Origin of the sequence: Ferribacterium limneticum (genome assembly GCF_020510565.1) — a bacterium.
GTDB classification, from domain to species: domain Bacteria; phylum Pseudomonadota; class Gammaproteobacteria; order Burkholderiales; family Rhodocyclaceae; genus Azonexus; species Azonexus limneticus_B.
Map to the genome: position 1 here is coordinate 1,568,660 of NZ_CP075189.1, position 18,969 is coordinate 1,587,628.

The following is an 18,969-nucleotide window of genomic DNA, read 5'->3' on the forward strand; positions in this document are numbered from 1 at the left end:
GCGCTTGAATATCATCGAAAAATGATGAACCGGATTTCAATTTTGGCCGTTTTTTCCGGTTGACCGTGGCAGTGCCGTGCACCGCCTTTTGCATCGTTTGCGGTCAGCTTTCTGCCGTCGCCGGGCGGTTGGGCAGCGGCGTCGAAATCGCCGCCTCCTTGATCGGCAAATTGACCAGGGCGGCCAGGGTGGCCAGGGAGATGTCGGCGTACCACATCCAGGAGAAGTCGCCGAACCGGGAAATGGTGATGCCGCCCAGCCAGGCGCCCAGAAAGCCGCCGATCTGGTGCGACAGCAGTGTCAGTCCGAACAGGGTCGCCAGATAGCGCGTCCCGAACAGCTTGCCGACGATTGCCGCGGTAGGCGGAACGGTGGCCAGCCAGGTAAAGCCCAGGCCGGCGGCAAACAGGTAGTAGGTCCATTCGGTGCGCGGCATCCACAGATACCAGACTATCAGCAAGGCACGCGAGCCATACATGGCGGCCAGCACGTACTTGCTGCGATAGCGGGCGACGCACGAGCCGGCATACAGGCTGCCGAAGATGTTGGCCAGGCCGATGATGGCGAGCGACCAGCTGGCGACGCTGGGCGGCAGGCCGCACAGATTCACCTCGCCCGGCAGGTGGGTCACCAGGAAGGCAATATGAAAGCCGCAGGTGAAGAAGCCGGCGTGCAGCAACCAGTAACTCGGATTCCTGAGCGCTTCCATGACGGCAGGCCCGAGTCGCGAATCGTCGGCGTGCTGCGGTGCGGCTGCCCCCGCGCCGGTCAGTTTTCCGACCAGCGGCAGGGCGGCCAGCGTCGCCAAGGCCATCGCCCACATGGCGCCCATCCACCCGACGCTCTGAATCAGTTTTTGCAGGAGGGGGGCGAAGATGAATTGGCCGAAGGAGCCCCCGGCATTGATCACCCCGGAAGCCGTGCCGCGCGCTTCGATCGGCAAGCGTTGCGCGGCAGCGCCGATGAGCACGGAAAAGCTGCCGGCCCCGGAACCGATGGAAGCGAGGATGCCCAAGGCAATGGCCAGGCCGAAACCGTTTTCGATGAAGGGCGTGATGGCGCAACCGAGGGCGAGCGTTATCAGCGCCGCCAGCAACACCGGACGCGGGCCGTAGCGGTCGGCGACGGCGCCGGCGATGGGCTGGATGGCGCCCCAGGTGAACTGCCCGATGGCCAGCGCCAGGCTGATCGTGGCGATGCCCATGCCGGTCGCGCTGTTGATGGGGCTGACAAAGAGCCCGAACGACTGGCGCGTGCCCATGGTCACCATGAGAATGCCGGCCGCAGCCAAGGTTACGGTCAGGATGTCGGGGCGTCGAATGGTGTGGAACATGGTGTTCAGTCAGAAAGATTGAGCATGCGCTGTGCTCATGTTTTGCGTGGTAGTAAAGATTTCGATTTGGCTATTAGAATGGATAGACGGCTGTTTCTCAATTGAGTTATTCGTCGCTTCGCATGAGGATGTGTAATGTCAATCACGCTCGCTAAAATTCCTTCGCCGGACCTGCTCCGGGGCTTTGTCGCGGTCGGGCGGCGCATGAGTATCACCCTGGCCGCCGGCGATCTGTTTCTGACCCAGTCGGCGGTCAGCCGCCAGATTCATGGCCTGGAGACGGTGCTCGGCGTCAGGCTGTTCGAACGGACCCATCGCGCCATTCGCTTCACGCCGGAGGGTGAGCAGCTATTCAACGCGGCCGACAGTGCGATGCAGCTTTTGCAGGATGCGCTGGGCGTGCTCGAGGACAACCTGCGCGGGCGGCCGGTGACGATCACCGCCAGCATCGGCTTTGTCGGCCTCTGGCTGCTGCCGAGGCTGGGGGCATTTCAGGCGCAGCACCCGGAGATCGAGGTGCGCATCTCGGCGAACAACCAGATTGTGGACCTGCGCAAGGATGGCCTGGACATCGCGATCCGCTATGGGCAGGAAGCGATAATGCCGGCGGGGGCGACGCGTCTGTTCGGCGAAACCATCTTCCCGGTGGCCCACCCGAGCCTGGGGCTGACCCGTCTGGACAGCCCGGAACTGATTGAACAGTCCACCCTGCTCGAATTCGAGGGCGACCCCACGGCCGCCTGGCAGTGGAACGTCTGGCTGGAGTCGCAAGGCTGGTCAGGGGTGAAACCAAAGGGGATTCTTCGCTTCAACCTCTACGACCAGTTGATTCACGCCGCTGTTGCCGGCCAGGGCATCGCCCTTGGTCGCGGGCAGATCATCGGTCCCATGCTGGCCGACGGTCGCCTCGTCGCCTTGCCGACGCCGCTTCCTGGCCCCCGGTCAAACAAGGTTTATTCGTTGATTCAACGCGATACCCTGCCCAGCAGCCAGACCCAAACGCTCATTGACTGGATTTGCGGCGAGGCGCAGCTTACCGATTCTGCTCCGGGGTAAGCAGCAGAGCGGGAATATCCCCGACAATGCTGCCATCGCGCAGCCAGGCCAGCGGGATGCGCCACAAGGTGTCGGCATGGCGGGCATTGAAAAATGCGAAGTGGCCGATGGAGGCATGCCCCACGGATTCCGGTTCGACGCGCAGGTGCGTCGCCGGGCTGTTCGTGAAATAGCCGAGCAGGCGGTGGATGGCCGGAATGGTGCCGAACTCGTCGTCGCTCATCGAGAGCGCCAGCGTGGGCGCCGTCACCCCGGCAAAGGAGTCGACCAGCTTCTTGCGCTCCTCCTCCGGGAGCGCCTGCGGGCCGGATTTGTAGATGTCCTCGAAGCGCGCTTGCGGTGAAACCCAGTCCCGCACCACGCCGCTTGGTGTGTCCTCCAGCCAACCCAGGCGCTTGCCCGGGAAGTAGCCGAACAGCGCCGTCAGGACAGGCATGACGATATGCCAGCGCAGGTACATGGCCATCCGCTTGTGCCGGGCATAGTCCCGCCAGTAGGCGAATTGAGAGCCCATCGTGAAAACCCGCCGGATGAGATGGTTCGACGGTGCCATGCCGATCAGGAATCCGCCAACGCTGTGGGCGGCGACCATGATGTCGTGCCCCTTGAAGCAGAGGGCGGCAAATCTCAGAACACCCTCGAAATCCTTGCTCCCCCAATCGAGCCAACTGGCCTGGAAGCCGCGCATGTTCTCCGGCCGGGAACCACCGATTCCGCGGTAATCGTAGGTAATGACGTTGAAACCGCGGGCATAAAGAAAGTCGGCGAATCGACTGTAGTAGCGGCTGTGCACCGAGGTGGCCGGATTGATGATGACGACGGGCGGCAGGTTGCCGCCATCGGCCACCGCATGCACCCAGGCATGGGCATGCAAGGGGTAGCCATCGACAGCAGGGATGTCTATCTTCAAGGGCTTGGTATGCGTTGGGGTCATGGCTGTTTTGGCGTTCCATCGATCGAACCTAAAGCCTACGGCGGATACCACGGGTGCTCAATTGAGTTTTTTGTTGCCTGACATTCCCGGTCGGCATGTGATGCCGATGTCTGGCCCAATAAAAAACGGAACCCGTTTGGGTTCCGTTTTTCGTTTTGCCGGGGCTTCGTGCATACCCCGGCGCAGCCGACAGGCGATGCTTATTCCATCGCTTCGTACAGCGGCAGGGTCAGGAACTCCGGGTATTCCGGGGTCAGCGACATCTGGTCGAAAATGACGGCGGCCTGGTCGTAGGTGGCCGTGTCTTCGCCCTGGGCGCTGACGGATGCCTTCACCTTGCTCAGCTCTTCGGCAATCATCGGGCGGACCATTTCAACGGTGACCTTGCGGCCGTCGTCAAGGATGCCCTTCGGCGAAACGACCCACTGCCACACTTGCGAACGGGAGATTTCGGCGGTGGCGGCGTCTTCCATCAGGTTGTGGATGGGCACGCAGCCGTTGCCGGCCAGCCAGGAGCCGAGGTAGTGGATGCCGACGTTGATGTTGTTGCGCAGGCCGGCTTCGGTGATCGGCTGTTCCGGCTGGAAATCGAGCCACTGGGCCGGGCCGAAGTTGCCTTCAACCTGCTTTTCCCACTGGTTCGGCTTGTCGCCAAGAACCTTGACGAACTCTTCCATGGCGATCGGCACGAGGCCCGGGTGGGCCACCCAGCCGCCGTCAAAGCCGTCGTTGGCGTCGCGGGTCTTGTCGTGGCGGATGCCGGCCAGGGCCTTTTCGTTGGCAACCGGGTCATTCTTGATCGGGATCAGGGCCGACATGCCGCCCATGGCCGGGGCGCCTCGCTTGTGGCAAGCCTGGACCAGGGCCAGGGCGTAGCCGCGCATAAAGGGCACTTCCATGGTGATGGCGCTGCGCTGGGCCAGGCAGAAGTCCTTGTTCTTCTTGAACTTCTTGATGCACGAGAAGATGTAGTCCCAGCGGCCGGCGTTGAGGCCGGACGAGTGGTTGCGCAGTTCGTAGAGGATTTCTTCCATCTCGAAAGTGGCGAGGATGGTTTCGATCAGCACGGTGGCCTTGATGGTGCCTTGCGGCAGGCCGATGTGGTCCTGGGCCATGACGAAAACGTCGTTCCACAGGCGGGCTTCGAGATGGCTTTCCATCTTCGGCAGGTAGTAGAACGGGCCGGCGCCGCGGGCGATCTGTTCCTTGGCGTTATGGAAGAAGACGACGGCAAAGTCGAAAATGCCGCCGCCGACGCGCTGGCCATCGACCAGCACGTGCTTTTCGTCGAGGTGCCAGCCGCGCGGACGGATCTGCAGGGTGGCGATGGTGTCGTTGAGCTTGTATTCCTTGCCGTTCTCGTTCTTGAACGACAGTTCGCGGCGGATCGCCTTGTAGAGGTTCATCTGGCCGACGATCTGGTTGTCCCAGTTCGGGGAGTTGGAGTCCTCGAAGTCGGTCATGTAGGAATCAGCGCCCGAGTTGAAGGCGTTGATGATCATCTTGGCTTCGACCGGACCGGTGATTTCGGTGCGGCGGCGCTCCAGGGCCTTGGGCAGCGGGGCGATCTTCCAGTCGCCTTCGCGGATGGCCTTGGTTTCCGGCAGGAAGTCGGGCATTTCGCCGGCGTCGATGCGGGCCTGGCGGGCAACGCGGGCCTTCAGGAGTTCCTGGCGACGGGCTTCGAAGGCGCGGTGCAGCTTGGCGACAAGTTCGAGGGCTTCGAAGGTGAGGACGGATTCGTAACCCGGCTTGATCGGGCCGGTGATTTGCACGCCTTGGGGCAGGTTGAGGGCCATGTGGAACTCCTGAGTGAAGGATGAATGGATGTTGCGCTGCAGCGAATTCTATGACTCTTCTATAAGACTTGAAAGACGGATAGAATCAATTCATCTTTTACTTTAGGTATCAAATGGACCGCCTGAAACAGATCGAAGCCTTCGTTTCGGCCGCTACTCGGGGCAGTATGTCCGCGGCAGCGCGGGTCGAGGGTGTTACCCCGGCCATCATCGGCCGGCGGCTCGATGCCCTAGAGACACGGCTCGGCGTCAAATTAATGCTGCGCACCACGCGCAAGCTGACCATTACTTTCGAGGGCCAGGCTTTTCTCGAGGACTGCCAGAAAACGCTCAACGACCTGGCCAATGCCGAGGCAGCCGTGTCGCTGGGCAGCGTGCGGGCCAGCGGCCAGTTGCGCGTCTCGGCGCCCTCCGGCTTCGGCCGGCGCCACGTGGCGCCGCTGGTCGGCGATTTCATGCTGGCCAACCCGGAAGTCCGGGTCAATCTGAACCTCAGCGACCGCCTGGTCGATCTGGTCAACGAGAACATCGACTGCGCCATCCGCATCGGCGAATTGACCGATTCGAGCCTGATCAGCGTCCGCCTCGGCGAGATGCGCCGCATGGTCGTCGCCAGCCCGGCCTATCTGGTCGCCCACGGCGTGCCGCGCGAACCGGCCGATCTCGTGACGCACGAATGCCTGTCGCTCGGCCAGCAGCGCGGCTGGGTCTTTCGCGATCCGGAAGGCGGGCAGGTCGATACCATCAAGGTTGGCGGCAGTTTTGAATGCAACGACGGCGCCGTGCTGCACGAATGGGCGCTGGCCGGTCGCGGCCTGGCCTGGCGCTCGCTGTGGGAAGTCGGCCAGGATTTGAAAGAGGGCACGCTGACCTCGGTGCTCGACGCCTGGCAGGCGCCGCCCATGGGCATCTACGCCGTCTTTCCGCAACGCCGGCACCTGCCGCTGCGGGTGCGGCTGTTCATCGACCTGCTCAAGGAAACCTACAGCCGGCCGAGTTACTGGGAATTGCGCTGAGGTTGCCATGAAAACTCCTGTCTATCGTGGCCTCGGTGTGCTTTGTGTCGTGCTCGGCGTGATTGGCGCCGTGCTGCCCCTGCTGCCGACAACGCCTTTCCTGATCCTCGCCGCCTATTTCTTCGCTCGTTCGCATCCGGAATGGGAGGCCAGGCTGCTGGCCCATCCGACAGCCGGCCCGGCCATCCGTGCCTGGCGCGATCATGGCGCCATTCCGCTCGTTGCCAAGCGGCTGGCGACGGTCCTCATGGCGATCAGTGCCATCGGCGGCTGGTTTGGCCTGCCAGAACCGTGGTGCTACGTGCCGCTGGCGGTTGCAGTCGTGGTGTTGAGCTGGATGTGGACGCGGCCGTCGGTTTGAACATTTCAATTTTGGCCATTTTTTCCGGTTGACCGTGGCAATGACCATTCGGACGAAAAAAAGGCCGACCTCCGCAGAGTGTCGGCCCTTGTCGGCTGGCGGGCAGCTTATACCTTGAAGCGTTCGGCGGTTGCCCGCATGCGGGCTGAGGTTTCGCGGATGTTGCGAACGGCGATCGCCGCCTGCTGAACGCTGGCGTTGCTCTCTTCGGATGCCTGGGCGACATTTTCGACGCGTCGCGCGATGTCCTGGCTGGCGGCACCCTGTTCGGACATGGCGTCGGCAATGTCGTGAACGACGCGGACGACCTTGGCCGAGCCTTCCCGAATGGAAACAATGGCCTGTCCGGCTTCCTGCGCGTGTTCTGTTCCCTTGCCGACCTGCGCGACGGTGTGTTCCATGTTGTCGACCGCCGAGCGCGAACAGCTCTGGATATTGTTGATCATGGCGGCGATTTCCCCCGTTGCGTTCGAGGTTCGCTCGGCCAGTTTGCGCACTTCGTCGGCGACGACGGCAAATCCGCGGCCAGCCTCGCCGGCGCGGGCCGCTTCGATGGCGGCGTTGAGGGCGAGCAGGTTGGTCTGGTCGGCAACGTCCTTGATTACCTGAACAACCGACGATATGCGATCGGAGCTTTCGCCCAACGCCTTGATGGTGGTGCTGACTTCACCGATGACCAGGGCGATTTTTTCGATCTCGGCGACGGTGTTATCGATCACCTTGCCGCCCGTTTCAGCGCTTTGTCCTGCCGATTCGGAAATGTTCATGGCCTCGTTGGTGCTGTCCGAAACGGAGGAAATGCTGACCGACATTTCCTCGACCGAGGCGGCCATGGCCGAAGCCGATTCGCTGGTGCTCATCGACGCCTTGGCGGCCTGGTCGGATGAGGCGGCCAGGGTCATCAGGGCGTCATCGACGCTGATCATGTTTTGCTTGAGATCGGTGAGGCTGGTTCGCAGCGTCGCCATCATGGTGTTGAAGGCGTGTGCCGTATCGGCAATTTCGTTGTGGCCTTCAATATTGATGCTGCCAGTAAAGTCATTTTGGCTGGCGGCACGATCGATGACCGTGCGCATCTGATTCAGCGGGCCGACGATTGAACGAATGGTCAGGAAGGCAATCAGCAGCGCCAAGGCGCTACCGATGACCATGATCGTGATCGACAGGTTGCGCAGACTGGTGCTGCTGGCCAGGGAGGTCTCGTAGTGCTCTTTGACGGCGCTTTGCTGAGCTTCGGCTAGTTCGCGGAAAGCCTGGTTCATTTTGGCACCGTAGGTGGCATTGGCCTTCAGGAAGGTGGCGACGCTTTCAGTCGTGAAGTCACCGGCCTTCAGGCGAGCGGCAACAGGGCGCAGGACTTCGCTGACGAAGTTTTCGTACAGCGGTTGAATTTCCTTGGCCAGTTTGGCTTCCTGGCTGGCCGGGTCAAGATGCGGAATCAAATCTTTCCACGTCTCGTCGGCCCATTTGATGTTCTTTTCGATGTTGTCGGTATGCTCGGTCACCGGGTGATTGTGCAACTTCGCGTAATCGAATGCCGGATTGTGCTGGAAAGCACGAAATACATGACTCTCGTTTTCCACGATCAGGCGTCGCAGGCGGGCCACTTCGCGCATCGGAATCGTTTGCTGCTCATAGGTTTCCTGCAAATCGTGAATGGCTGAGCCGGTGGCGTAAAACCCCATGCCACCGACAACGACCAGCAAGGCAGCCATGCCGAGAACAAGTGCGAAAAGACGGGTACGAACGGAGATGTTGTTCATGATATTTCCGGTATTTTTGGTATTGGCAATTGCATTGTATGCCAAAGGTAATAGGCCGGGGGCATAAAAATACGGAAATTGAAAAGAAAAAGGCCGGCACCTTGTGAGTGTCGGCCTTCGTTTGCCGCCTGGTCGGGCGGCAATTCAAAGCGGTAGGCTTCTTAGTGGAACTGCTCTTCTTCGGTCGAGCCGGTCAGCGCGGTAACGCTGGACTTGCCACCCTGGATGACGGTGGTGACGTCGTCGAAGTAACCGGTACCGACTTCCTGCTGGTGCGACACGAAGGTGTAGCCACGGTCGCGAGCAGCGAATTCCGGCTCCTGAACCTTCTCGACGTAGGCCGACATGCCGCGCTTGGCGTAGTCCTGAGCCAGGTCGAACATGTGGTACCACATGTTGTGGATGCCAGCCAGGGTGATGAACTGGTACTTGTAGCCCATGGCGCCCAGTTCCTTCTGGAACTTGGCAATGGTGGCGTCGTCAAGGTTCTTCTTCCAGTTGAAGGAAGGCGAACAGTTGTAGGCCAGCATCTTGCCCGGGTGAACCTTATGCACAGCTTCGGCGAACTTGCGGGCAAATTCCAGATCCGGCGTGCCGGTTTCGCACCACACCAGATCGGCGTAGTCAGCGTAAGCGATAGCGCGGGAGATGGCCTGGTCCAGACCCTTCTTGGTCTTGTAGAAGCCTTCAGCGGTACGCTCGCCGGTCAGGAACGGCTTGTCGTTCTCGTCGTAGTCGGAGGTCAGCAGGTCAGCAGCTTCGGCATCGGTACGGGCGATAACCAGGGTCGGCACGCCATAGACGTCAGACGCCATACGGGCAGCGATCAGCTTCTGGATGGCTTCGGTGGTCGGGACCAGAACCTTGCCGCCCATGTGGCCGCACTTCTTGACGGAGGCCAGCTGGTCTTCCCAATGCACGCCGGCAGCGCCAGCGCGGATCATGGCCTTCATCAGTTCGTAGGCGTTCAGCACGCCGCCGAAACCGGCTTCAGCGTCAGCCACGATCGGCAGGTGGTATTCGACGTGGCCAGCATCACCGGCGTTGATGTTCTTCGACCACTGGATTTCGTCGGCGCGGTTGAAGGCATTGTTGATGCGCTCGACAACCTTCGGCACGGAGTCAACCGGGTACAGGGACTGGTCCGGATACATGGCGGCGTATTCGTTGTTGTCGGCGGCAACTTGCCAGCCGGACAGGTAGATGGCCTTGATGCCAGCCTTGGCTTGCTGAACGGCTTGACCGCCGGTCAGGGCGCCCAGGCAGTTGACGTAGGGGGTGTTGTTGACCAGATCCCACAGCTTCTCGGCGCCACGGCGAGCGAGGGTGTGCTCGACCTGGAAGGAACCGCGCAGACGGACGACGTCAGCAGCGGAGTAGCCGCGCTTGATGCCCTTCCAGCGGGGGTTTTCAGCCCAGTCTTTTTCGAGGGCGGCGATTTGCTGTTCGCGAGTGCTCATGTGAATTCCTCAGGTAATTTGGTTTGGGGGTTTCGGCGAAGAACCGAGTGACTATGGTGCAGTGCCGATGGAAGAAAGTATAGTGATTTTTTTGCGGGGCAGCAACAGTCTTATATAAGACATAAGACATTTTGTTTTTTAATAAAAACAGCGAATTACGATCGATATTTCACGATGCAAAACGCTGTTTGTTTTTATGAAATGAAATTGCGCTGCGTCAGCACAAGGTTTTGCTGCTGACCAGAACGCCATCCTCGTCGGCGTACAGATATTCACCGGGGGTAAAGGTTACGCCGCCGAATGTCACGGCGATATTCTTGTCGCCGACGCCCTTCTTGAGCGTCTTTTGCGGGTGGGTGTTGAGCGCCCGGACGCCGATATCGATGCCGTTGATGTCGCCAGAATCACGGATGCAACCGTATACAACGACCCCGGCCCAGCCGTTCTTGGCCGCAAGGATGGCCAGTTGGTCGCCAACCAACGCACAGCGCAGCGAGCCGCCGCCGTCAATGACGAGAACCTTGCCCTTGCCATCCTCAGCAAAGGCTTCGCGGACCAGCGAATTGTCCTCGAAAATCTTGAGCGTGACGATCTCGCCGGAAAAGCTCGTACGGCCGCCATAGCGCTGGAACATCGGGGCAACGACGCGCACGGTCTTGCCCAATTCGGATTCGAATTCATCGCAAAGGTCAGGGGTCTTGAAGGTCATTCTGGAGTCCTCGAAATAAAAAAGCCGTGCAATGTTGCACGGCTTTCGGGGTGGATGGCAATGCTTCAGACGGTGGCTTCGGCTTTTTCTTCCTCGAAGTCGAGTTTGATTTTGCCGTCCTTGTCGAGGTCGACCGTGACCCGGCCACCGCTCGACAGCTTGCCGAACAGCAACTCGTCGGCCAGGGCCGAACGGATCGTGTCCTGGATCAGCCGGGCCATCGGGCGGGCGCCCATGAGCGGATCGAAACCCTTTTCGGCGAGCAGTTCCTTCACAGCCTCGGTGAAATGGGCTTCCACCTTCTTCTCGTGCAACTGTTCCTCAAGCTGCATGAGGAACTTGTCGACGACACGCAGGATGACCTCGTGATCGAGCGGGCCGAAGGAGATCGTCGCATCGAGGCGATTGCGGAACTCGGGCGTGAACAGACGCTTGATTTCGACCATCTCGTCGCCGGTCTGCTTCGAGCTAGTAAAGCCCATGCTCGATTTCTGCAGATCAGCCGCGCCGGCATTGGTGGTCATGATGATCACCACGTTGCGGAAATCGGCCTTGCGCCCGTTGTTGTCGGTCAGCGTGCCGTGATCCATGACCTGCAAGAGGATGTTGAAGATATCCGGATGTGCCTTCTCGATTTCATCGAGAAGCAGCACGCAATACGGCTTCTTGGTCACGCCCTCTGTGAGCAGGCCGCCCTGCTCAAAGCCGACATAGCCCGGTGGCGCGCCGATCAGGCGGGAAACCGCGTGGCGTTCCATGTATTCGCTCATGTCGAAACGGAGCAGTTCAACGCCAAGGCAGTAGGCCAGTTGCTTGGCCACCTCCGTCTTGCCAACGCCGGTCGGGCCGCTGAACAGGAAGGAACCGATCGGCTTGCCGGGATTGCCAAGCCCCGAACGAGCCATCTTGATGGCCTTGGCCAGCGCGTCGATCGCCTTGTCCTGACCAAAGACGACCGCCTTCAGGTCGCGATCAAGGTTCTTGAGCGCACCGCGATCGTCGAGCGTGACATGCTGCGACGGGATACGGGCGATCTTGGCGACGATCTCCTCGATATCCGTCTTGTTGATGACTTTTTTCTGCTTCGATTTCGGCAGGATACGCTGCGCTGCACCAGCCTCGTCGATGACATCGATTGCCTTGTCAGGCAAGTGGCGGTCGGTGATGTAGCGGGCCGACAGTTCGACCGCTGACGAAATCGCCGTGGCCGAATACTTGATGCCATGGTGGGCTTCGAAGCGCGCTTTCAATCCCTTGAGAATCTCCACCGTTTCAGCGACGGACGGTTCATTGACGTCGATTTTCTGGAAGCGGCGGGACAGGGCGCTGTCCTTCTCAAAAATTCCGCGGAACTCGGTGTAGGTCGTCGCCCCGATGCACTTCAACTGACCGGAGGAAAGTGCCGGCTTGAGCAGGTTGGACGCATCCAGCGTGCCGCCGGAAGCCGAGCCGGCGCCGATCAGGGTATGGATTTCGTCAATGAACAGGATGGCGTGCGGGTTGTCCTGGAGGGCCTTGAGAACACCTTTCAGGCGCTGTTCGAAATCGCCGCGGTACTTGGTCCCGGCCAGCAGAGAACCCATGTCCAGCGAGTAGATGTTGGCCTTGGCCAAGATTTCCGGAACATCGCCTTCGACCACTTTGCGGGCCAGTCCTTCGGCGATGGCCGTCTTGCCAACGCCGGCTTCGCCGACCAGCAGCGGGTTGTTCTTGCGCCGGCGGCACAATGTCTGGATAACGCGCTCCAGTTCCTTGTCGCGGCCGATCAGCGGGTCGATCTTACCCTGCAGTGCCAGTGCATTGAGGTTGATCGTGTATTGCTCCAGCGGTCCGGCTTCAGCTTTTTCGCCATCGGTTTCAACTTCGCCTTCCGGTGCTGCCTTGGCTTGCTGCGGTACCTTGCTGATGCCGTGCGAGATGTAATTCACCACGTCGAGCCGTGTCACGCCCTGTTTTTGCAGGAAATAGACGGCGTGTGAGTCCTTCTCACCATAGATGGCGACCAGCACGTTGGCGCCGTTGACTTCCTTCTTGCCCGAAGACTGGACGTGCAGGATGGCGCGTTGAATGACACGCTGGAAACCGAGCGTTGGTTGCGTATCGATGTCGTCCTCGCCGGAAACGGTTGGCGTGTGCTCGTCGATGAAATTGGTCAGATCCTTGCGTAGCGTGTCAGTCTTGGCGCCACAGGAGCGCAAGGCCTCAGCCGCAGAAGGATTGTCGATCAGCGCCAGCAGCAGATGTTCGACGGTAATGAACTCGTGGCGTTTTTGACGCGCCTCGACGAAGGCCATGTGCAGGCTGACTTCGAGTTCCTGGGCAATCATCAATTTTCCTCCATGATGCAGGCAAGCGGGTGTTGGTGCTGGCGTGCGAATGCAATGACCTGTTCAACTTTGGTTGCAGCAATGTCCCGCGGGAAAATTCCGCAGACGCCACGACCCTCGTTGTGAACTTTGAGCATGATTTGCGTTGCTTGTTCAGTATCCAGAGAAAAAAACCGCTGCAGCACGGTGATTACAAAATCCATAGGCGTGTAATCGTCGTTCAGCAGCAGCACCTTGTACATCTTCGGCGGACCCAGCTTGCTGCGCTGTGCCGCGAGTTGTCCGCCTTCCTGTGCCTTTGTCGCCATGCGTTCGATTTTATACAGTCCGTCTTAATCCGCAATATAAAACATTGGGGCGAATTGGCCGATTTCCAGATCGGGGCGAAGATTCGCCGAGCCCTGATTTGCTGCGGCGCCGCATCGAAACTTGTTGACGATAAAATTCAACTGGCGTAGAAAGCAATCGTGTTTGGCTTCTAGGCGTATCGAGGTTGCTGCAATGCACCGGGTCACTGAGTTCAAACAGGGAGTCGGGGAGACCCGTAAATTTGTTCGTCTTTTGTAAGAAAGTTGCAAACATGGCAATCGGTACTGTCAAGTGGTTCAATGATTCCAAGGGTTTTGGCTTTATCACTCCTGATGATGGCAGCGAAGATCTCTTCGCACATTTCTCCGCCATCAACATGAATGGTTTCAAGACTCTGAAGGAAGGTCAAAAAGTTTCCTTCGACGTCGTGCAAGGCCCCAAGGGCAAGCAGGCTTCCAATATCCAGAGCACCTAAGCTTCGGATAACAGCACGTTAAAAAGCCCGTCTGAATTCAGACGGGCTTTTTCTTTGGTAGGTCGGAAATACTCAGGCGACGGAGATTTCATCCTGGCGTCGGTCACCGCTGTTGTCCGTCCAGGCCACCGATAATTTGTCGCCGGCCTTGATGCCGCGCGCCTTGAAGGTGAATAGCGGGTTCCTGGAAATCGACGTATTGAGTTGTCCGTCGATAATCGGTTTTCCGTTCAGGCTGACCGTGAAGGTCTGGATAAAGTGCATCGGAAAGCTTTGCCCTTTGTCATCCTTGCGCTGCCCGGTTTCCATCGGGTGCTGCATGAGGACGCGAATGTCGGTGATTTCACCCTGGTTCTGGGCGCGAATCTTGATTTGATCTGCCATGTTCAGCCTCCGCACCCGCCTAGCGTTACCTTGATCTCGCGAAAGGCAACGTAGGACTTCCCGTCGGCGGTCTTGGCCACGGCCCGGACGCGCGTGGTTTCCGCCATTTTGAGTTGGGCTCTGACGTAAGGCAGGACAGGGCCGGAGAATTCGATGGCCGAGCACAGCGGCATCGGGTTCTTGTCGGCGAAGATGGCCAGGCTGCGGGTGTTGGCGATATTGCAGGTGATCTCGACTTCGACCTTGGCACCGTTTTCGGCTATTTCGGGGGCATTGATCACGATGTCGCGCGATTCGGGAGCATTGGCGCTGCCGTAAGCCTTCATCGCATCATTCACGGTTCGTGCCGTGAAGGCGTTCTTGTTCCATTCGGCGGCCAGGACCCGGGTGGGCATGAGCAGCCCGCTACCGATTAGTGGTGATAACAGGGCGGCCGAGGCGCTGCCTTTGAGGAATTTTCTGCGTAGTTCTGACATGTTCTGTTGTGGATGCGTTATTCGGCGACCCAGTGGCCGGATTTGCCGCCGGATTTCTCCAGCAGACGGATATTTTCGATGCGCATGCCACGGTCGACGGCCTTGCACATGTCGTAAATGGTCAGCAGGCCAACCGAGGTTGCGGTCAGTGCTTCCATTTCGACACCGGTTCGGCCGAAACATTCAGCGACGACTTCACAATGAACCGCGTTTTGGGTTTCGTCGATGGAAAAGTCGGCGGTGACGCGGGTCAGGGCAATCGGATGGCACAGGGGAATGAGGTCACCAGTGCGCTTTGAGGCCTGAATCGCGGCAATGCGCGCGATGCCCAGGACGTCGCCTTTCTTGGCGGAACCGGCGCGAATCAGCGCCAGGGTTTCGGGCTTCATGAAAATGCTGCCGGCAGCGCGGGCGACACGGGCTGTTTCAGCCTTGGCGCCAACGTCGACCATGTGGGCCTGGCCGGCGTTGTCGAAATGAGTCAGGGTCTGGTGGGTCACGGGATTTACGATTGGTTACGATGCGCCGGAAGGGCGGTTTCGAGGCTGCGGTATCATAGCACCATGCACCTGAGCCAACGCTTGATCGCCGCCTTTCTCGCCTGTACGCTGGCTTTGCCGCCCGTAGCGGCGGACGAACTGCCGGAGTTGGGTGATGCCGCGAGCAACGACTTGTCGCTGAGTACCGAGAAGAAAATCGGCCAGCAGATCATGCATGAAATCCGCTGGCGTGAGCCGTCGTATCTCGATGATGCCGATGTCGAGGCCTATCTGAATCAACTCGGCGGCCAACTGGCGGCGGTCAGCAACGATCCCGGTTTCGGTTTTTACTTTTTCCCGATCAACGATCCGAATATCAACGCCTTTGCCATGCCTGGCGGTTACATCGGGGTGCATACCGGCCTCATCGTGTCCGCCCAGACGGAATCGGAACTGGCCGGGGTGCTCGGGCACGAAATTTCGCATGTGACGCAGCGCCATATCGCGCGTCAGGTGTTCCAGTCGAAGCAGATCGGCATGGCGTCGATGGTGGCGATGGCGCTGGCTCTGCTCGCGGCCCGCTCTAGCGGGCAGATGGCCGGGGCGGCGATTGCCACGACGCAGGCCGGGGCGATTTCGGCCCAGCTGGCTTTTTCGCGGGATTTCGAGCGCGAGGCTGACCGGCAGGGTTTCGATATCCTGCGCAAGGCGGGCTTTGACGTGCGCGGCATGGGTGTGTTTTTCGAGCGCCTGCAAAAATCGGTTCGCCTCTACGAGAACAACGCGACGGCTTATCTGCGTACCCACCCGCTGAGCGGCGAGCGCCTGACCGACATGCAGAACCGCGAGCAGGCGGTGCCCTATCGCCAGGTGGCGGATAGTGTCGATTTCCAGCTGGTGCGCGCCAAGGTGCGGGCCATGCAGGGGCGGCCGGTCGATGCGGTGAAGGATATGGCTGGCTTGCTGCGCGAACGGAAGTTTGCTTCCGAAACGGCCATTCGCTACGGCCTGGCCTTCGCGCTCTATCGAAATCGCGATTGGCCTGGGGCTGAGCGGGAGATTGAAAGCATTCGTGGCCTGAAGGTTTCCGCCCCGATGCTGGAGCATTTGCGGGCGGATATCCGGATGGCCCAAGGCGACGTAGTTGGGGGACTGTCGATTTATCGCGATGCGATGGTGCGTTTTCCGCTCAATCAGGGGCTGCTTTACGGTTATGGCGCGGCCTTGCTCAGCGTACGGCGTTACGATGAGGCGCTGCGTTTCATTGAGGCTCGCCTGGGCAACACGCCGGACGATGTCCGCTTGCACAAGATGCGGGCCGAAAGTTACGCCGGGCTGGGCAAGCAGGCGATGCAGCATCGGGCGCTGGCCGAGGCTTTCGCCTTGCAGGGCCAGACGGCGGGGGCGGTTGAGCAATTGCAGCAGGCGCAGAAGGCCGGCGACGGCAATTTCTTCGAGATGTCGTCCATCGATGCGCGCTTGCGCGAGTTGAAGCAGCGGCTGATCGATGAACTCAAGGAAAAGCGGAATTAATCGAGGTAAAATCGTGCCTCTAATCCATTTGGCCGAATGAACATGGAATTTAATCGCGATCTCGACGTTAAGGGGCTCAACTGCCCGTTGCCCATCCTGCGTACCAAGAAGACGCTTGCCGAGATGGAGTCAGGCCAGATCCTGCGCGTGCTGGCGACCGATCCAGGTTCCCTCAAGGATTTTCCGGCTTTTGCCAAGCAAACCGGTAACGAACTGGTTGAGCAAAAAGAAGAAAATCGCGTTTTCGAGTTTTACCTGAAGCGCAAATAAGCCCTGAATTCACCGCATTTTTCGAAGACAGGCGGGCGCCGGCTGGCGACCCCGCCGCTTGGCGTTTCGATGGCCTGATCGATTGCCTTGAGGTCTGCGACGCAGCCTCGCTGGAAACCGTCTTGCAGACGCTACAGGATGATCAGCAGTGGGCGGTGGTTGGGCTCGACTATGAACTAGGCTATCTGCTGGAACCCAAGTCGGCGCCTGTTGGCTGGCAGCCGGATGGGCGAGCGCTGGCCCGCTTCTGGCGCTTTTCAGAGCGGATTTCGCTGGCCGCGCAAGATGCCGATGCCTGGTTGCTGCTGCGCGGCGACGGCGTGGCCGGCATTGGCGGCTTGCAGCCGGCGATTGATGAAGAAAGCTACGTTGCCACGGTCAACCGGATAAAACGGCTGATTTTTGAAGGTGACTGTTATCAGGTCAATTTCACCTTCCCGCTCGATTTTGAATGGTTCGGTTCGCCACTGGCGCTCTATGCCCGACTGCGCGAACAGCAACCGGTTCGCTATGGCGGCTTCATCGGCGATGCCCGGCACGGCTGGCTTTCACTGTCGCCCGAGCTGTTTCTCGAGCGCCGCGGCGACCGGTTGCTGACCAAACCGATGAAAGGCACGGCGCCGCGTAGCGCACCGCCTGAGCAACTGCGCAATTCCGAAAAAGACCGGGCGGAAAACCTGATGATCGTCGACCTGTTGCGCAACGATCTTGGTCGGGTGGCCGAAAAGGGCAGCATCGTTGTCGACCGGCTGTTCGATATCGAGGAATACCCGACGCTCTGGCAAATGGTCTCGGAGGTTTCGGCCAATGTTGGCGGGCGGAGTTTCGGCGACATCCTCCGCGCCCTGTTTCCCTGCGGTTCGATCACCGGGGCGCCGAAGATTCGCGCCATGCAGATCGCGGCCGAACTGGAAAACGCCGAGCGTGGCATTTATACGGGCGCGCTCGGCTGGTTGGCGCCGGATGGCGATTTTCGGCTTAACGTGGCGATCCGTACGCTGGCGTTGGGGGCGGACGGCCGTGGCAAGCTCGGTCTGGGCAGCGGCATCGTTGCCGATTCGGAGCCGGAGGCCGAATGGCAGGAGTGCCAGCTTAAGTCCAGATTCCTGCGTGACTGCGATCCGGGCCTGAAATTGATCGAAACCCTGCGCCGGGATGACGGCGTCTATCCGATGTGGGCCGGGCATCTGGCCCGTTTGAAACGTTCGGCAGCGTATTTCGGCTTCCCTCTCGACGAGCAATTGATGTTCAGGGAGCTTGGGCGGCAGCCGACCAAGGGGACTTGGCGTGTTCGCCTGACGTTGGACAAGGCTGGCGCCATCGATGTACAGGCGGTGGCCTTCGATGGCGCGGCGCCCGCTATGCATCTCGCTGCCTTGGCTGAACAGGCAATCGATTCGCGCGATGTCCTGCGTCGCCACAAGACAACGGTTCGGCCGCTCTATGATGCAGCGCTGTGCAGCCTGCCGGCTGATTCTCCGGTTTTCGATCTGGTGTTTCTGAACGAGCGCGGCGAGGTCGCAGAGGGCGCGCGCACCAATATCTTTGTCGAGCGCGAGGGTGTGTTGCTGACGCCGCCATTGGCGAGCGGTGCCTTGCCTGGCGTATTGCGCGCCAGTCTGCTGGCTGCCGGGCGAGCACGGGAAGCCGTTTTGTGGCCTGAAGATCTGGCCGATGGTTTCTGGCTGGGGAATGCCCTCAGGGGGCTGGTTCAGGTATCGCTACGGTCAACCGGGAAAAACGGCCAAATTTGAAATTTGGGCCAATTTTCCGGTTGACCGTGGGAATGCTTGACGGCGGCTATCAGCCGCGCAAGCGGCGCAGATAAAGGCCGAGCATCGAGAACAATGCTGCCGCGATGCCGTAATAAAAGGCTTTGGGGACATCAACGTCCTGATAATCGAGCAGGATCGGCACTTCATTTTCGACCGTGTAGCGGATCGTCGTCTGGAAATGCCAGGACGAAGCCTTGACCTCGAAAACGCCGTTTTCGATCTTCCACTTGAGCCAGTTGTTTTCTTCCTGGATGTCGCCGGCCGGCGCGGTCGGCGTCAGCGTGGTGTACAGGCCCTTGGCCTTGGCGTCAGCCAGATCCTTGTAGGCCAAGCCGCAGGGTTCGGTGTTGGCGCAGATGGCGACGAGGCGGAATTCAGGCTTCCAGACATCGGTCTTGTCCTTCGGCCACGAGATCATGAAGGCGACGCTCCAGGCGCCAACCAGCGCCGAGAAGATCATCAGGGCGATGAAGATCTGCGAGAGGAGGCCGCGTTTGTCTTGAGACATTT

General features: G+C 59.9%; 19 protein-coding genes. 7 read left to right on the forward strand and 12 right to left on the reverse strand.

The window, feature by feature from the left end:
• Positions 1-103 precede the first annotated feature (103 nt).
• On the reverse strand, positions 104-1,333 hold the full coding sequence (locus KI610_RS07550) for an MFS transporter (RefSeq protein WP_226498042.1): 1,230 nt from the start codon (positions 1,331-1,333) through the stop codon (positions 104-106).
• Between the two features lie 135 nt (positions 1,334-1,468).
• Between KI610_RS07550 and KI610_RS07555 the strand changes: the two genes are divergently transcribed.
• The gene (locus tag KI610_RS07555) at positions 1,469-2,389 is read left to right on the forward strand and encodes a LysR substrate-binding domain-containing protein (RefSeq protein WP_226498043.1); all 921 of its coding nucleotides are present in this window, start codon (positions 1,469-1,471) and stop codon (positions 2,387-2,389) included.
• Here KI610_RS07555 and KI610_RS07560 read toward each other — a convergent pair.
• Entirely contained in the window at positions 2,367-3,323 is a 957-nt protein-coding gene (locus KI610_RS07560; protein WP_226498044.1) for an alpha/beta hydrolase family protein, read from the reverse strand. The genes KI610_RS07555 and KI610_RS07560 overlap by 23 nt on opposite strands.
• Before the next feature lie 200 nt (positions 3,324-3,523).
• Complete coding sequence (gene aceB, locus KI610_RS07565) at positions 3,524-5,122, reverse strand: malate synthase A (RefSeq protein WP_226498045.1); 1,599 nt, start codon at positions 5,120-5,122, stop codon at positions 3,524-3,526.
• 113 nt (positions 5,123-5,235) lie between these two features.
• Between aceB and KI610_RS07570 the strand changes: the two genes are divergently transcribed.
• Positions 5,236-6,138 carry a LysR family transcriptional regulator gene (locus KI610_RS07570; protein ID WP_226498046.1) on the forward strand — a complete coding sequence of 301 codons (903 nt, stop codon included), beginning with the start codon at positions 5,236-5,238 and terminating at the stop codon, positions 6,136-6,138.
• Positions 6,139-6,145: 7 nt separating this feature from the next.
• A complete protein-coding gene (locus KI610_RS07575; protein ID WP_226498047.1) occupies positions 6,146-6,499 on the forward strand; it encodes a YbaN family protein in 354 nt (117 codons plus the stop codon).
• A 107-nt stretch (positions 6,500-6,606) separates the two neighbouring features.
• On the opposite strand, the gene KI610_RS07580 is transcribed toward KI610_RS07575, so the two are convergent.
• The 5 genes from KI610_RS07580 to clpS all read right to left on the reverse strand — a co-directional run bounded on the left by KI610_RS07580 (position 6,607) and on the right by clpS (position 13,066).
• The gene (locus KI610_RS07580; protein ID WP_226498048.1) at positions 6,607-8,262 is read right to left on the reverse strand and encodes a HAMP domain-containing methyl-accepting chemotaxis protein; all 1,656 of its coding nucleotides are present in this window, start codon (positions 8,260-8,262) and stop codon (positions 6,607-6,609) included.
• 161 nt (positions 8,263-8,423) lie between these two features.
• Positions 8,424-9,722, reverse strand: coding sequence for an isocitrate lyase (aceA, locus tag KI610_RS07585; protein ID WP_226400900.1), 1,299 nt, complete (start codon positions 9,720-9,722; stop codon positions 8,424-8,426).
• Positions 9,723-9,939: 217 nt separating this feature from the next.
• Positions 9,940-10,431, reverse strand: a complete 492-nt coding sequence (gene rraA, locus KI610_RS07590; protein ID WP_226498049.1) for a ribonuclease E activity regulator RraA — start codon at positions 10,429-10,431, stop codon at positions 9,940-9,942.
• 65 nt (positions 10,432-10,496) lie between these two features.
• On the reverse strand, positions 10,497-12,758 hold the full coding sequence (gene clpA / locus KI610_RS07595; RefSeq protein WP_226498050.1) for an ATP-dependent Clp protease ATP-binding subunit ClpA: 2,262 nt from the start codon (positions 12,756-12,758) through the stop codon (positions 10,497-10,499).
• Positions 12,758-13,066, reverse strand: a complete 309-nt coding sequence (gene clpS, locus KI610_RS07600; RefSeq protein WP_226498051.1) for an ATP-dependent Clp protease adapter ClpS — start codon at positions 13,064-13,066, stop codon at positions 12,758-12,760. Before clpS ends, clpA begins: the two co-directional genes overlap by 1 nt.
• A gap of 272 nt (positions 13,067-13,338) precedes the next feature.
• On the opposite strand from clpS, the gene KI610_RS07605 reads away from it, so the two are divergent.
• Positions 13,339-13,542, forward strand: coding sequence for a cold-shock protein (locus KI610_RS07605; protein WP_066880803.1), 204 nt, complete (start codon positions 13,339-13,341; stop codon positions 13,540-13,542).
• A gap of 72 nt (positions 13,543-13,614) precedes the next feature.
• Here KI610_RS07605 and soxZ read toward each other — a convergent pair whose 3' ends face one another.
• From soxZ to moaC, 3 genes are read right to left on the reverse strand one after another with little or no spacing between them, the layout of a single operon-like run.
• On the reverse strand, positions 13,615-13,926 hold the full coding sequence (gene soxZ / locus KI610_RS07610; RefSeq protein ID WP_226498052.1) for a thiosulfate oxidation carrier complex protein SoxZ: 312 nt from the start codon (positions 13,924-13,926) through the stop codon (positions 13,615-13,617).
• A gap of 2 nt (positions 13,927-13,928) precedes the next feature.
• Entirely contained in the window at positions 13,929-14,402 is a 474-nt protein-coding gene (gene soxY, locus KI610_RS07615; protein ID WP_226498053.1) for a thiosulfate oxidation carrier protein SoxY, read from the reverse strand.
• 17 nt (positions 14,403-14,419) lie between these two features.
• The gene (moaC, locus tag KI610_RS07620) at positions 14,420-14,854 is read right to left on the reverse strand and encodes a cyclic pyranopterin monophosphate synthase MoaC (protein ID WP_404827502.1); all 435 of its coding nucleotides are present in this window, start codon (positions 14,852-14,854) and stop codon (positions 14,420-14,422) included.
• A gap of 111 nt (positions 14,855-14,965) precedes the next feature.
• Here moaC and KI610_RS07625 point away from each other — a divergent pair, with 111 nt between their 5' ends.
• The 3 genes from KI610_RS07625 (at position 14,966) to pabB (ending at position 18,438) form a co-directional block, all read left to right on the forward strand.
• Positions 14,966-16,414, forward strand: coding sequence for a beta-barrel assembly-enhancing protease (locus KI610_RS07625; RefSeq protein ID WP_226498055.1), 1,449 nt, complete (start codon positions 14,966-14,968; stop codon positions 16,412-16,414).
• A 42-nt stretch (positions 16,415-16,456) separates the two neighbouring features.
• Positions 16,457-16,684 carry a sulfurtransferase TusA family protein gene (locus KI610_RS07630; protein WP_226400887.1) on the forward strand — a complete coding sequence of 76 codons (228 nt, stop codon included), beginning with the start codon at positions 16,457-16,459 and terminating at the stop codon, positions 16,682-16,684.
• 122 nt (positions 16,685-16,806) lie between these two features.
• Positions 16,807-18,438, forward strand: coding sequence for an aminodeoxychorismate synthase component I (gene pabB, locus KI610_RS07635; protein ID WP_226498056.1), 1,632 nt, complete (start codon positions 16,807-16,809; stop codon positions 18,436-18,438).
• Between the two features lie 49 nt (positions 18,439-18,487).
• Here pabB and KI610_RS07640 read toward each other — a convergent pair whose 3' ends face one another.
• On the reverse strand, positions 18,488-18,967 hold the full coding sequence (locus tag KI610_RS07640; RefSeq protein ID WP_226498057.1) for a hypothetical protein: 480 nt from the start codon (positions 18,965-18,967) through the stop codon (positions 18,488-18,490).
• Positions 18,968-18,969 lie beyond the last annotated feature (2 nt).